The sequence below is a fragment of the Paenibacillus sp. FSL H8-0168 genome (assembly GCF_038592955.1).
GTDB lineage: Bacteria > Bacillota > Bacilli > Paenibacillales > Paenibacillaceae > Paenibacillus > Paenibacillus polymyxa_B.
Window position 1 is genome coordinate 508,439 of record NZ_CP151948.1, and the last position, 14,357, is coordinate 522,795.

Consider the following 14,357-nt stretch of genomic DNA (forward strand, 5'->3'; position numbering starts at 1 on the left):
CCTAGCGTGGTTGAATTCAGGACGATTTCAACCACGCTAGGGGCAAAGAGGAAGAGCCAATGAAGGAATTAGAGCCCTGTTTCCATGAAATCCGTGAAAGCAGGTTGCTTATGTTGAATATAATGGATAAAAGTAGCCGTTAGTTTGGGATCGAATTGGCTACCCGAGCAAGCACGTAGTTCTTCAATGGCCTCCTCGAACGTTTTGGTGGGTTGATAGGGGCGCTCAGTTGTCATCGCATCAAAAGAGTCGATGATCGTCAGCATCCGACATAGACGTGGAATTTGCTCGCCCTTAAAGCCAAACGGATAGCCTCCTCCGTCATAACGTTCATGATGCAGCTCCACAAAAGGAACCAAATCTATGAATCGTTCGTTGGCTTCGACAATTCGTTTGCCCCACATGACATGCGCTTGCACCATCTGCCATTCCTCACCGGACAGCTTCTCTTTTTTATTGAGGATATTCCAGGGAATCTCCAGTTTACCAATGTCATGAATGAGGGCACCTAGTATGAAACGCCGCTTATCCTCTGGTCCGAGCTGAAGCACATCGCTCATGTCTGCTGCATATCTGAATACCCGTTTGGAATGCTTGAAAGTGTTAATATCCTTGTACAAGAACAAATTAAGCTGCTGTTCAAGATCCCGAATATCCTGCCCCAGATCGACCTCGCGCTCCACTTCATTTAAACTTCCATGCGTATGAACGATGTTTTTTCCCTGTTTCTTGGCGTAGTACAGGGCTTTATCCGCCAGATCGACCAGCTGTGATTTGTCGTAGATGTCAATGCGACTTTGTGCAATGCCTGCGGAGAAGGACAGACAGCCGTGTGGAAAAATTTCAACACCCTCATAACGAGAATCATTTAATCCTTTTCGAATAGCATTGACTGTTTCATATGCTTGTTCAGCGGTATGACCGGGCATCAGCAGAGTGAATTCTTCTCCACCATAGCGGGATACGGTGATGTGGGTGCCGGAGGTTTCTTTTTTAAGAAACTCACCGAGAAATCCCAGTAGCTGATCGCCTTTGAGATGACCGAAATGATCATTGTATTTTTTGAAATCATCTATATCAATCAGAGCCAGACTGAGAGGAGTATTTTCGGATCTGGATATATTTAATTCAGCTTCAAGTGTATTTTCGAAGTAGCTGTGATTGTATAGCCCTGTTCTGCGATCCATGTTCGCTTTTTCTTCGATTTCCCGATACAGCGTGAACATTTGCTTGAATGCGTGAGACAGGAGCATGCTTAGCCCAAGGAACAGCAAAAGTCCTAGAATGCCGTTGTTATAAATCAGTGTAGTCAATACCAAAGACAGAATGAGTGTACATAAGTATACGAGCAGGGATTCAGCCAAAAAAGCCTGTTTAAGCTCATTGAAGGACCCTTTGTATGCGATATAAAAGTAGATGCCCAGTGTGATGGTGTTCACAGCAAAGTAGCAAATCAACGCCAGCAGGTAGGAAGCGAAATGATCTTGGTTTAAAGCCCCCTGCGTTCCGCCGCTTAGTTCAAATACTGTTGAAGACAGGAAAATGGAAAGGGCGTAAATGGAAAAATTGGCGGTATGCTTCCACCAGGACAGCTCTGTGTGCCGGAACATGGCAATGATTACATTTAACAACAAAATCAGAATAGCAATTTCGGTGCCATGCACAAAAATACAAGCCAGATACACGGAGGAATCCATGGACTGTTTGTTACTGGCAGGTGGTAGCTGGAATGTAAAATGCTCCAGAATCAGAACGGCTCCCAATAGGGAATAGATCGTGACCCACTCTGTTGTCGTATAGTGCAAAAAGGACCATTGGTTCGTATACAAGAGGACGATCATGCCTACCATACATATGCAAAACACGTATATTCCCGTCGCGGTAACCCGTTCTTGCAGCTTTTTTATTATACTCATCATTTCTTCTCCTGCCTTGTCGTATCTTGATGTCAAAGCTACCAGGGGTGAATGGGATAATTTACAATTTTGTAATCGAAAATTTCACATGAAAAAACAGGCCGGAATCCAGCCTGTTTTGTTGAGCCTGTGCTTCCTTTTTTTCTTATCGGTGACTAGCCTCCGATTTTGTAACCGGAAGTCAAAGCAATTATGACAGAAGCCACGATAATAGCATTGATAATCACACGGGAGTATTTCAAGTTTTTCATAGGGTTCCCTCCCTTCCTTGGAATAAGGTGCGCACTAGGCGTGGTGGGGATTGGTTTCTTGCTGCTTATCCTTAGTTCTCTTCACGACCATAATGCTTTGGATAAACAGGAACATCCCGAAGTTCATGACAACATCTCCAATACTAATTACCTGCGTGCGGGGATAGGGCTTGGAGAGAGGAATAATGTCACCAAGCAATGATAGACGCGTGCTCGCATCCATCATGTAATGTTTCGAGATGATACTTCCGGATTTAAGCATATCTGTATAATAGGGACCCAGCACCTCCGAAGCGCTCAACGAGACCGGCATCCTGCCGCCATTCATCGCCATAACGATAAAATTCATCAATACGCCGATTATAATAAGCTTGAATCCCTTATGATGTCTGTTCAACCAGAGAAATATCAATCCAACCACGTAGACTCCCATAAATAGATACCCGTTAATGGCTGCCAGCCAAGCCCACTTTTCCTGGGCATAAAAAATAATGAATTGTACCAGCAGCAGCACAGGGAACATCCAGCCGGCTATAAGGCGAATTTGACTGAAACGGATCAGACCTTGCCGCCAGCCTCCTCTGAACAGACCTACAATGAGACCCAGTAGCACTCCATCATAGACCATTATCATTCTCCAGATTCCACAAATTTTTGTTTTGGTTACCGTATAATTCGACCTGAAATTGGTAAATTCCTGCCTGATATATAGCAGTTTTGAAAAAAAATTGCGGATTAGCGTGTAATTATTCGAAGCCACACGAAATGAGTGATATCATGATGTATTGAAGTAATTATTTATATTTTGTGAAAAGGATGATTATTATTATGAACCGGTTATCCAATACTGTTATGGTTGCCGCAGATATGACCAAATCGCGAATATTATGGATCGCCTTTGTCCTGGGTGCATTGAGTGCTTTCGGGCCGTTGTCCATAGATATGTATTTGCCGTCGCTGCCTACATTAGCCGACAATTTGCATACGACCACTTCGCTGGCGCAGCTTAGTTTGACCGCCTGTCTGTTAGGACTGGCCGTTGGCCAGATCGTTGCTGGTCCGCTTAGCGACGTAAGGGGTCGCAGAGGACCGTTGGTGATCTCGCTCATTCTGTACGCTGCTGCTTCGCTGTTATGCGTGTTTGCGCCGAATATCGGTATGCTCATTGCGCTTCGCTTTATTCAAGGGCTTACGGGATCGGCCGGGATCGTGATTTCCAGAGCTGTAGCCCGTGATCTTTACTCGGGCAAAGAGTTGACACGCTTTTTCTCACTGCTCATGCTGGTGAACGGCGTGGCCCCTATTGCTGCACCAGTACTGGGCGGTGTCATATTGAACTTTGTTTCCTGGCGTGGTGTATTCATGGTGCTTTGTGTAGTCGGCGTGGCTATGCTGATTGCCGTCGTGTTGGGTTTGCCAGAAACGTTGCCAACTAACCGCCGCTCGTCCGGTGGCTTGAAGCAGACGCTGGGAACACTCGGTCATCTGTTTGCCGATCGACGCTTTATGGGCTATGCCCTCTCACAGGCGCTGATTACAGGAGCGATGTTCGCGTATATCGCTGGCTCACCATTCGTGCTTCAGGATATTTTCGGGGTTTCCCCTCAGACGTATAGCATCATTTTTGCAGTGAATGGTTTGGGGATTGTGCTGTTTTCGCAGTTGACGGGTAGACTCGTGGGTCGCTTCAGCGAACGACAGTTACTCTTGTCGGGTCTGGTAATTGCGGCTGTAGCCGGAATCAGCTTGCTTACTGTAGCCTTTACCGGAGGTCAATTGTTTGCTGTTTTAGTTCCTCTGTTTTTTGTCGTTTCCTGCGTAGGGATTGTAAGTACAACGACGACTTCATTGGCAATGCAGAGTCAGCAGCGCTCCGCAGGCAGTGCGTCCGCCATGCTTGGTTTGTTGCCTCTATTGCTGGGTTCCATCGCTTCACCGCTAGTAGGCTTGGGGAGTGGAACAACCCCCGTACCAATGGCGGTCGTTATAGCTATAGCCGAGATTGGCGCGCTATTAAGCTTTGTCGTACTTGCTAAGGAAACACGCTCAAAAGTATAAAATAGGGCGAAAAAGTGACATTTTTCTGGAAGGTTGACATACCCCGTGGGGGTATATTATGATAGGGATATAACAAATGCATAAATGCATATATACACCACACAGGAGGCTGATGTATGGCTGAGGAGCAACCTGTTTCCCACACTGAAATCCATGAGAATCACTGTGGAACAGACGGGGAAAAGACAGTTAGAAAAAGTCATCATTCGGCAGAGTTCAAGAACAGCCTCGTATCCCGGTTGAACCGTATTGAAGGTCAGGTTCGCGGAATTAAGGGCTTGATTGAGAAGGATACCTACTGTGACGATGTACTGAACCAGATTGCGGCTGTCCAGTCCGCGCTGAATGGTGTCGGTAAGCTGCTGCTGGAAGGGCATATGAAAAGCTGTGTCATTGAGCGCATGCAGGCAGGAGAGCAGGAAGTGATTGACGAGCTGCTGGTTACGGTCAAAAAGCTAATTCGTTAAGAGTAGTATTCATACACATTATGGGTACGGAAGTATCCCTGAGGAGGAAAAGAAATGGCACAAGTTACATTGAACGTAGAAGGCATGAGCTGCAATCATTGCGTGAAGGCAGTAGAAGGGGCTTTGGAGAAAGTTGGCGCTATCGGCAAGGTCAGCCTCGAAACGAAACAAGTGAATGTAGAATATGACGAGTCCAAGCTGAACGTTGAAGCTCTGAAAACAGCCATTGAAGACCAAGGCTATGATGTTGTTTAAGCTGAAGATATTTTATGTGTGAAAGACTTGTTTCGAAGGAGAAGCTTCCATATTAGAAGCTTTTTCTTTTTGGATATGATATACCCCACTGGGGTATAAGAGGAGGGTTACCATGGAAAACCGTGCGACCGACGGTGACAAGCAGACAACGCTTCACATTACGGGGATGTCCTGCGCTGCCTGTGCAAGCCGTATTGAGAAAGGTTTAAATCGAATAGATGGTGTGGCACAGGCTAATGTGAATTTGGCTTTGGAGCAGGCGTCGATATCCTATGATCCCAAGCAGGTGGAGATCCCTGAGTTTCGCGATAAAATTGCTTCTCTTGGGTTTGGAACTGTAAGTGAAGAAGCCAATCTGAATGTGACGGGCATGACTTGTGCGGCCTGTGCAACCCGGATTGAAAAGGGATTGAATCGGATGCCTGGTGTAACAGGTGCCACGGTAAACTTGGCGATGGAAACAGCTCATGTGGAATATGCCGCGGGGAGTATTGCGGTTGGTGATCTGGTGAGCAAGATTGAACAGCTAGGCTACGGAGCGATCCCGCAGAGCGCTGAGGACAATATCGCGGATGTGCGCAGTAAGGATATCCATCGTAAAAAATGGAAGTGGATTGTGTCCGCAGTGCTGTCGTTTCCGTTGTTGTGGGCGATGGTGGCTCATTTTTCCTTTACGTCATGGATTTATGTGCCGGAACTGTTCTTGAATCCATGGTTCCAACTAGTGCTGACAACGCCGATTCAGTTCGTCATTGGTTGGCAGTTTTATATGGGCGCGTACAAAGCGCTTCGCAACGGGAGTTCGAATATGGATGTGTTAGTTGCACTGGGTACGTCTGCGGCTTATTTTTACAGCTTGTACCTTACGCTGCGTCCGTCTGATGTCATGGAGGGGATGGCGGGAATGCCTGTCATGACCATGCCAGAGCTGTATTACGAGACAAGTGCAGTACTAATTACGCTTATTTTAGTGGGTAAATGGTTCGAGGCGGTAGCCAAAGGGCGTTCGTCCGAGGCGATCAAGAGCCTGATGAGTCTACAGGCGACGACGGCACGTGTAGTACGTGATGGACAAGAGCTTGATATACCGATCGAACAGGTACGTGTGAAGGATATCTTTATTGTACGACCCGGCGAGAAAATTCCTGTCGATGGTGTGGTCGTGGACGGACGTTCCGCAGTGGACGAATCCATGTTAAGTGGTGAGAGTCTTCCGGTTGAAAAAGAAGCAGGTTCCGCAGTTACAGGGGCGACGCTTAATAAAAACGGGGTACTACGTATTCAGGCGGAGCGTGTGGGTGGTGATACGGCGTTGTCCCGTATTATTAAGGTCGTGGAAGATGCACAAAACTCTAAGGCCCCGATTCAGCGGATTGCGGATCAGATTTCCGGTATTTTTGTCCCCATTGTTGTTGCTATTGCTGTGTTAGCCTTTATCGTCTGGTTTTTCCTTGTGACGCCGACTGATTTTGCAGGCTCACTGGAGAAAATGATTGCAGTTCTCGTCATAGCTTGTCCTTGTGCGCTCGGCTTGGCTACTCCAACGTCCATTATGGCAGGATCGGGACGTGCCGCTGAATACGGTATTTTGTTCAAGGGCGGCGAGCATTTGGAAATGACCCGTTCAGTCAACGCAGTGGTATTGGATAAGACAGGAACAGTTACGAACGGCAAGCCAGAGCTGACAGATGTTATGGTTGGTGCAAGCGGCTTGGCTGAAAACGATTTGCTGCGGTTGCTCGGTGCAGCAGAAAAAAGCTCGGAGCATCCGCTGGCGGAAGCCATTGTAAAGGGGATTGCAGATCGAGGAATTGAGCTGGTAGGACCGACAGATTTTGAAAATATTCCGGGTTATGGTGTGAAGGCGCATGTGGAAGGTAAGCAGGTATTGGCGGGTACACGCCGATTGATGAGCAGGGAAGGCATCGCAATAGATGACTCAGCCAAGCAGTATATGAATGAGCTGGAAAACGCAGGGAAAACCGCGATGCTGGTCGCTGTGGACGGTTCCTATGCCGGACTGGTGGCTGTAGCGGACACGATTAAAGAAACGTCACGGGAGGCCGTTGCCCGTCTGCGGGCGATGAACATTGAAGTCATCATGATTACGGGTGACAATGAACGGACTGCGCGGGCTGTTGCCGCCGAGGCCGGAATTGAACGAGTGCTGGCGGAGGTGCTACCTGAAGGAAAGGCTGAGGAAGTGAAACGGCTTCAGGAACAAGGCATGATCGTAGCTATGGTTGGGGATGGTATTAACGATGCGCCTGCGCTGGCTACTGCTAATATTGGGATGGCGATGGGCACGGGAACGGATGTGGCCATGGAGGCGGCGGATATTACCCTCATGCGCGGCAACCTGAACAGCATTCCTGACGCGATCGAAATGAGCCGCCGGACTATGACAAACATACGACAAAATCTGTTTTGGGCGCTCGGTTATAACGTGATCGGTATTCCGATTGCCGCTTTGGGCTTTCTTGCTCCATGGTTGGCGGGAGCGGCCATGGCATTTAGCTCTGTTTCGGTCGTGCTGAATGCACTGCGTCTGCAACGGGTGAAGCTGTAAATGGATGTATTAGCAGGATAGCGTGCTGTCGGACTGCTGTTTCGAGATAAAGTTATTATCAGAGTATAGAGCAAGTACGCACAATTGGTTTTCTGCGTGCTTGCTTTTTGTTGCGTTTGTTTTTTTAAACCATACTGTTAACCTTCGTCACGTCAGGTTGCTTATCATTCACGAAAGTTCCATAATATTTGTAGGAGTGCCATGCAAGCATGCAAGAACTTCTTCGTATACTCACAGCTTGAAGTAGATAAAGAGCTTATATTATGGATTAGGAGAGTGAAGCAGTCATGAATGATACGATTTCCTTGTTGATGAATCACCGGTCTGTGCGAAAGTTCAAGTCAGACGCCGTTACCGACGAGCAGCTCGCAGCTATTGTGGCAGCTGGCCAAATGGCATCCTCGTCCAGCAATGTGCAGGCATATACCGTTATTGCCGTTACCGAGCCTTCTTTAAAAACAAAACTGGCCGAGTTGGCAGGAGGGCAGGCTTACGTTGAGCAATGCCCCGCGTTTCTGGTATGGTGCGCAGATCTGTACCGTTTGAAGCAGGTCACACTCCACCATCAGCCAGGTCAGCCTTCCTATGAAGGGTCCGTCGAAAATTATACGGTTGCGACCATTGATGCCGCGTTAGCTGCACAAAATGCAGCGGTAGCCGCTGAATCACTGGGCCTGGGCATCGTCTACATTGGCGGCATTCGTACTAAAATAGCAGAGGTATCTGAGTTGCTAGGGTTGCCAGAGCTGGTGTATCCAGTGTTCGGTATGTGTATTGGTGTACCAGATCAGGAAACGGGCTTGCGCCCACGTCTTCCGCTGTCCGGTGTTTTGCATATGAACGGCTACGACAAAAATCAGACGATGAAAGCTGTAGAGGTATACGACCACACATCAGCCGAATATTTGAAGGAGCGTACGGGCGGTCAACGCTCTACGCCATGGTCTGAGCAAATGGCCGCGAGACTGACCGAGCCAGCACGTTTGCAGTTAAAGCCATTTTTGGAACAGAAGGGTTTCTTGAAGCAATAAAAGCTGAGTACTGACAAAAAACTCTGTAAAATATAAGAACCTCCTTATTTACGCATGATGAAGTTCCGCGTAAATAAGGAGGTTCTTTGCTTTGGTTGCATGTTGTGGTTGTAAACCTTCCAGTGAGTAAATAGCTGGTATCCTTTATCAATCAGATAGTGAGTAAAAACGTCTCGTATTTTCATAAAATAATTGACGGACGGCAGATTCATCTTGATGGGTCAGCTTGCTATACGCGCGAATGACGTCGGCAGCCATCCGTGGATGTGTCTCTTGTCCGGTAAAAGGCCCCTCGAACGGCCAGGGACCGTCTGTCTCTGCCATGATCTGATCAGACGGATACTGTCTTGCCAAACTGCGGATCTCTTCTTCGTACAGGAGATCCGGTGTGAAGGAGACATAATAGCCGTTCCGGGCCATACGTTCGGTTGTGGCGGCAGAGCCTTTAAACCAGTGAAAATGTGCCTGCGTGACGCTGTGACGTTCCAGAAGGTCACAGGCGATGTCTGCGTCCTCATAAACGGCGTGCAGGACAATGGGCTTGTTATGCTTGCTTGCAAACTGGATAAAACGCTCCAGCAGCGCTATGTAGGGAGCGAGGTCAAAAGGTGAACCGCTCTGTGAGGCTTCCAGCCGATTGTAATAGGGCAAGCCGACTTCACCCACGGCGACCATCTGCTGTATATGTTCGTCCATCCAGTAGAATAAGAGGTCAAGCTCAGCTTGCGGGGGAAGAGCCTGTTCGGGATGAAAGCCAAAGGCTGGTCGTACCAGCTCGGGGTAACGCTTGGCTAACCGTAGATTGGCTCGGCTGGAGCCCAGATGCATCGACACGGCTATCACGGCTTGGACGCTGCTATCGGCAAGTGAAGTGAGCAATAACTCCTGTTGTTCAGGCGGGTAGCTGTCTACATGAATGTGCGCGTCGATTAATGGAGCGGGCTCAATTGCGGTCAAATCCAAGCCTGGCTTTGTTTGGCTGTTCCATTTCAATGCACATCGAACTTTTACGTCACTCATGTCGATTCAATCCATCTTCCGGGATATTCTTGTGGACGCTCTGAGCATTTTCCATGTTGGCGTCCAGTTTGTACTTTTCCTCGCGCATCCAGCTGGTCATGGTCCGCTTCCATTCAATAAAGAGCGGATCGAGGGTGATTTCTTCCCTACGCGGGCGGGGAAAAGGGACATCTACGACATGCACCACCGAAGCAGGTCGCGCCGACAGCACATAGATGCGGTCGGAGAGCAGCAGCGCTTCTTCAATGCTGTGGGTAATAAACAGCACAGAACGGCGGTTCTTCTCCCACATGCGTAATAACCATTGCTGCATGTCTGCACGTGTCAGCGCATCGAGTGCGCTGAACGGCTCATCCAGCAGCATTAATTCCTGCGGGCTGAGTAGTGCTCGTAGAAAGGCTGCGCGCTGTTGCATTCCACCAGACAGCGTATGTGGATACGCCTTGGCGAATTTACCAAGTCCAACCTGTTCGAGCCATTGCAAGGCTTCTTTGCGACGCTCGTGTTCACTGGTGTACTGAGGGGGGACTGCTGTAGTTTTACGTGGAGCATTTTCCTGCCCAAGCAGTACGTTGTCCAGCGTGGTGCGCCACGGGAAAAGGGCGGGCTGCTGCGGCATATAGCTGATATGCCCACGTTCACCAGTCATGTCCCGTCCGTGCATACGGATACGTCCCTGCTGTGGTTTGAGTAGCCCGCCGATGATGTGAAATAGCGTGCTTTTGCCGCTGCCTGACGGACCGATGAGGGAAACGAATTCTCCTGGATTGACTGTGAGGGATACATCCTGCAGAACGGGCAGTAAGCTTCGCTTTTCGCGGAAGGCAAGGCTGATCCCGTCCAATTCCAAAGCAGGAGGAGCAGTTGAAGGACTCTGTTGTTCCCCGGCTCGTTGTTCATTAGCCACGTTGTGTGATGATAAGTCAATTGGATGCAGACTCATACGCGCCACGTCCTTTCTTTGCTGTATTTAATTCAAGGAGGAAGCTACTCTCGATCGGGTTTCCAGCGAACCAACCATTTCTCCAGTAGTAAAATAACCACAAACATGAGTAAGCTGAGTGCGACAATAATGCCGATGGCAGCAAAAATGAGGTCCGTGCGATAGGCCGATTTTTGCAGCAGCATATAATACCCAATTCCTTCACTAGCTCCGATCCATTCGGCAATGATCGCGCCCATCACACTGTAGGTAGCAGCAATTTTAACGCCAGAAAAGACTTGCGGCAGGGAATGTGGCAGCTCCAGCTTCATAAAAATAGACATGCGGCTTGCACCCGACATCCGCATATAGTTCATCATCGTACGGTCTGTTCGAGTCAGCCCGTCCATGGCCGCTACAGCCACGGGAAAAAAGCATACTAAGGTAATGACCATGAGCTTGGGCAGCACGCCAAAACCAAACCACACCATGAGCAGCGGACCCAGAGCGATGATCGGAATGTTTTGGCTAAGGATCAAGAGCGGGTATAGAGCAGATTTGAGAAAAGGAATGGTATGAAGAACGATGGCGATCAACAGTCCCGTTGCTGTCCCTATTGCGAATCCCGCAAGTGTCAGACGAATCGTAGCCCATGTATGGGCTCCAAGCAACGCCGATTGCCCCATGCCCTCTTGTACGATTAGAGATGGAGCTGGCAGTAGCCAGGATTCAATATGTAAATAGGAAACCGCCCCCTGCCAGGCCGTTAAAAAGAAGAGGACCGCCACAAGGGGCGGCCATACGCTTTTCCACCAGGATGCGTTCTTGCCTTTCGGATTCATGGGCGATATTTCTCGGTCAGCTTGTTCATGCTGATGCCTTGTGGGTTATGTGCGATTTTGATCTGTGAAATGACGCTGGGACTGCCCGCTTCCGTCAAAGCCTCGTGCATTTCTTTAACCACTTTCAGCAACTCGTCGAGCTCGCCCTCCATGGTCGTATCCAATGGATTCACCTGATGTTTGACGCCGGAGCGCTGAATGACCTCAATCGCCTTATCTACATACGGGTAAGAGTCCTCGTTATTAGGAGTTTTAGGGATTACTTGAATACTGAGCAGTGTGTTAGCCATGAAAATTCACCTGTCCTTTATTGTTTAAGTTATAGGAAAATAAATTGGTTTAAGGCGGGGGAGACCGCTTCGCGTTTCATTTGATCTTACGATCGCTGTTGCCTTGGGATTCTTTGAATTAAATTTTAAAGGTAAAAATCCAACGGCAAAGGCGAACGCTTCGCTTCTCCAGATTCAAATGAACCGCTACGCTGCCAACTGCCTTAAAAGCACCTTATTTTTAAAGCCAGGTTGTACGGTATTTTGTATTTTTCTCACATAAGCGTACCTGCTTTTGCGCTTAGACACTATGAGACTAAAGAATAAACCAAGTGGAACGAGAACGAAGTGGGCGGAATGGTGCTGTACAAGCGTTAACATTCGCCTTTGTACCCAGATTTCAACTTCTGGATATTCATAAAAGAAATCTGGGTACAACAGCGATGGGAGGCACCATCCGACTGCGTAGTGGCGCTTCGTTCACTTCTTTAGTTCGGTCTTATTTTGCGTTTTAACAAATGATCAGCGCTTGGGCAAGAAGTCGTTTGTGAAGGCTTTATCCACTTCCAAAGGCTTGCTGAGCAGCTTGCGTTCGTACATCCAGTCCGAATAGTTTTGCCATACCTCCGCTTTTTGCACACCCCATTGCGCGGCATCGTCTTGATAACGCGGGCTTAGCCATTTTTGGCTGGCAAGTACCAGTTTTTTATCCAGCTCCGGTACAGCTTTGCCTAAGATGTGCGCGGCTTCTTCTGGATGGGCGATAGTGTATTCATAGCCTTGTGCGGTAGCGTCCATGAACGCTTTGACCAGTTCTGGATCATTTTTTATTGTCTGTTCGTTGCTCACAATTACAGGTGTATAGTAATCGAGGCTTTTGGAATAATCTTTTACATACAGCATATCCAATGGCTCACCTCGAAGCTGGGCCTCAATTCCGGTCCATGCGTAGAAAATCCAGGCAAAGTCGATATCCCGCTTCACGGCTGTAAAATAGTCTGCATTGCCCATGTTGACGATCTTCACTTTGCTCACATCGCCTTTGTCTGAATCCATGATGGATTTCATGACCGCTTCTTCTACGGGAGAGCCCCAACCGCCGTATTTTTTACCTTCAAAATCTTTCGGGCTCTTAATTCCGCGATCTACCGGGGCTGCGAAGCCTGAGGTATTATGCTGAATCACTGCAGCGATGGATACAAGCGGCACGCCTTGCGTACGAGCCTGTGTGATGCCTTCTTGGTAGCTGATACCAAAAGGTGCAGCATTAGAGGCAACCATTTGATCGGCTCCGCCTGAACCAGGTTGAATAATTTGAACATTCAAACCCGCTTTTTCGTAAAATCCTTTGTCCTTGGCAACATAGAGTCCCGTATGATTCGTATTGGGTGTCCAGTCGAGCACGACTTTAACATCTTTGAGCTCCTCTGCCGGAGTAGACGTTTGAGTGTTGGTAGCGGGAGCCGCTTCTTGGGATGTGGAGGGACTTCCACCGCAAGCGGTCAGGGTCAGGGCCATGAGCCACAGACTGATCAGTCCCAGGCTTAACATTTTCATGCGCTTCATCGTTGTGTTCTCTCCTTTAATTACCCGTTATCCGTCCAATCAGACAGCTTAGGTTCCCCATTTTCATAAAAATAACATCTGTCGGACGCGATCTTTCCAACAACTTAATCTTCAACAAAAAAGCGCCCCGAGGTTCCGGGACGCTTGCGCTTGTATATACCAAAGTAAGGGATGGTCCTATGTAAAAAAGGCACATCTTGCTTAAGCATTCCTACGCTGGCATTACCCAGATCAGGTTGTAAGGGTCAGTGTCTTGGGACACACTCTCAGCCGGCCGATTCCAGCACCCCTGGCATTGTATGGTTTAATGGGTTCATTTATTCGGGTTTACTACGACGATTATATGCCTTGAATGCGGGTCTGTCCAGCATGGAGGAAGAGATGACGGTTCATTTGCCGAACGACAGGGTACACTTTTACTGTGAGCTTTGATCTGAAAATGAGCATGCATCAATCCGATCTGATCGGGTCATGTTATTTTCAGAACAGCTGCGCAGGTAGGTTCAGATGGGCTGGTGCCCAATGGCATGGCCGTAGAGAATTCTAATTCGTGAAAAGGAGTTGTTGTACTGTGGGTAAAACGGAAACATTGGATCGCAGCCAACTAGAACAAGCCATTGTGAAGGCTTTGGATAACAACAAATTTTGCTCGTTAGGTACGGTAGAGGGTGGCAAACCGAAAGTACGCTATATGGCCCTTTTTAACGATGGAATGAACATTCATCTGGCGACAGATCGCAAAACGCATAAAGTGGATGAGCTAAAGGATAATCCGAATGCTTATCTGCTGCTGGGTTATGAAGTTGGCGGTACAAAGGAAGTCGTAGAAGTGGAGGCTACTGTCCAGATTACAGCTGATGAGGGGCTCCGCAAACAAGTGTGGAACGATTCCTTGAAGGAATGGTTTTCCGGACCGGATGATCCCGATTATGTCATTCTGGACGTGAATCCGACTCGCATTGAGTATGTGGGTCAGCAAACGGAGCGCCAAGTGTGGAATAAATAATGAGAATATAAATGGATAAACCAGTGAATCTCCGAGTTTTTTAGGAGGTTTGCTGGTTTTTTATTTTTGAGAAAATTAATTATTTTTTCATAAATAATTTAAGTAAATGACTACTCTTTTGCGTGGCGTTGGATTAAAATAGAAATGGTGGGTTCAAGGCTTACATATATGTGCAAAAGTATGTA

14 protein-coding genes and 1 riboswitch are annotated in these 14,357 nt (G+C 48.1%); of the genes, 7 read left to right on the forward strand and 7 right to left on the reverse strand.

What is annotated here, in order from left to right; translation table 11 throughout:
- Nucleotides 1-68: 68 nt before the first annotated feature.
- A complete protein-coding gene (locus MHI21_RS02340) occupies nt 69-1,919 on the reverse strand; it encodes a diguanylate cyclase (RefSeq protein ID WP_342419349.1) in 1,851 nt (616 codons plus the stop codon).
- Nucleotides 1,920-2,201: 282 nt separating this feature from the next.
- Entirely contained in the window at nt 2,202-2,795 is a 594-nt protein-coding gene (locus MHI21_RS02345; protein ID WP_342419350.1) for a DUF5317 domain-containing protein, read from the reverse strand.
- Between the two features lie 200 nt (nt 2,796-2,995).
- On the opposite strand from MHI21_RS02345, the gene MHI21_RS02350 reads away from it, so the two are divergent.
- From MHI21_RS02350 to nfsA, 5 genes are all read left to right on the forward strand, one after another.
- Nucleotides 2,996-4,225: a multidrug effflux MFS transporter gene (locus tag MHI21_RS02350; RefSeq protein WP_342419351.1), complete on the forward strand. Its 1,230-nt coding sequence runs from the start codon at nt 2,996-2,998 to the stop codon at nt 4,223-4,225.
- Nucleotides 4,226-4,341: 116 nt separating this feature from the next.
- Entirely contained in the window at nt 4,342-4,692 is a 351-nt protein-coding gene (locus MHI21_RS02355) for a metal-sensitive transcriptional regulator (RefSeq protein WP_103046733.1), read from the forward strand.
- A gap of 54 nt (nt 4,693-4,746) precedes the next feature.
- Entirely contained in the window at nt 4,747-4,947 is a 201-nt protein-coding gene (locus MHI21_RS02360; protein WP_254326865.1) for a copper ion binding protein, read from the forward strand.
- A 112-nt stretch (nt 4,948-5,059) separates the two neighbouring features.
- Nucleotides 5,060-7,516, forward strand: a complete 2,457-nt coding sequence (locus MHI21_RS02365; RefSeq protein ID WP_342419352.1) for a heavy metal translocating P-type ATPase — start codon at nt 5,060-5,062, stop codon at nt 7,514-7,516.
- 287 nt (nt 7,517-7,803) lie between these two features.
- Nucleotides 7,804-8,547: an oxygen-insensitive NADPH nitroreductase gene (gene nfsA / locus MHI21_RS02370; protein ID WP_068941046.1), complete on the forward strand. Its 744-nt coding sequence runs from the start codon at nt 7,804-7,806 to the stop codon at nt 8,545-8,547.
- Nucleotides 8,548-8,694: 147 nt separating this feature from the next.
- On the opposite strand, the gene MHI21_RS02375 is transcribed toward nfsA, so the two are convergent.
- The 4 genes from MHI21_RS02375 to MHI21_RS02390 are packed head-to-tail and all read right to left on the reverse strand — an operon-like array spanning nt 8,695 to nt 11,621.
- Entirely contained in the window at nt 8,695-9,567 is an 873-nt protein-coding gene (locus MHI21_RS02375) for a TatD family hydrolase (RefSeq protein ID WP_342419353.1), read from the reverse strand.
- Entirely contained in the window at nt 9,560-10,510 is a 951-nt protein-coding gene (locus MHI21_RS02380; protein WP_342419354.1) for an ABC transporter ATP-binding protein, read from the reverse strand. Before MHI21_RS02380 ends, MHI21_RS02375 begins: the two co-directional genes overlap by 8 nt.
- Nucleotides 10,511-10,554: 44 nt before the next feature.
- A complete protein-coding gene (locus tag MHI21_RS02385) occupies nt 10,555-11,331 on the reverse strand; it encodes an ABC transporter permease (protein WP_341162448.1) in 777 nt (258 codons plus the stop codon).
- Entirely contained in the window at nt 11,328-11,621 is a 294-nt protein-coding gene (locus MHI21_RS02390; RefSeq protein ID WP_016818835.1) for an MTH1187 family thiamine-binding protein, read from the reverse strand. Before MHI21_RS02390 ends, MHI21_RS02385 begins: the two co-directional genes overlap by 4 nt.
- Before the next feature lie 311 nt (nt 11,622-11,932).
- Between MHI21_RS02390 and MHI21_RS02395 the strand changes: the two genes are divergently transcribed.
- A complete protein-coding gene (locus MHI21_RS02395) occupies nt 11,933-12,115 on the forward strand; it encodes a hypothetical protein (protein WP_342419355.1) in 183 nt (60 codons plus the stop codon).
- A 7-nt stretch (nt 12,116-12,122) separates the two neighbouring features.
- Here MHI21_RS02395 and MHI21_RS02400 read toward each other — a convergent pair whose 3' ends face one another.
- Nucleotides 12,123-13,166 (reverse strand): ABC transporter substrate-binding protein, encoded by a 1,044-nt coding sequence (locus tag MHI21_RS02400; RefSeq protein WP_342419356.1) that lies wholly within the window; start codon nt 13,164-13,166, stop codon nt 12,123-12,125.
- Between the two features lie 191 nt (nt 13,167-13,357).
- Nucleotides 13,358-13,467: riboswitch (TPP riboswitch) on the reverse strand.
- Nucleotides 13,468-13,737: 270 nt separating this feature from the next.
- On the opposite strand from MHI21_RS02400, the gene MHI21_RS02405 reads away from it, so the two are divergent.
- Nucleotides 13,738-14,172: a pyridoxamine 5'-phosphate oxidase family protein gene (locus MHI21_RS02405; protein ID WP_061831133.1), complete on the forward strand. Its 435-nt coding sequence runs from the start codon at nt 13,738-13,740 to the stop codon at nt 14,170-14,172.
- Nucleotides 14,173-14,357: the final 185 nt, after the last annotated feature.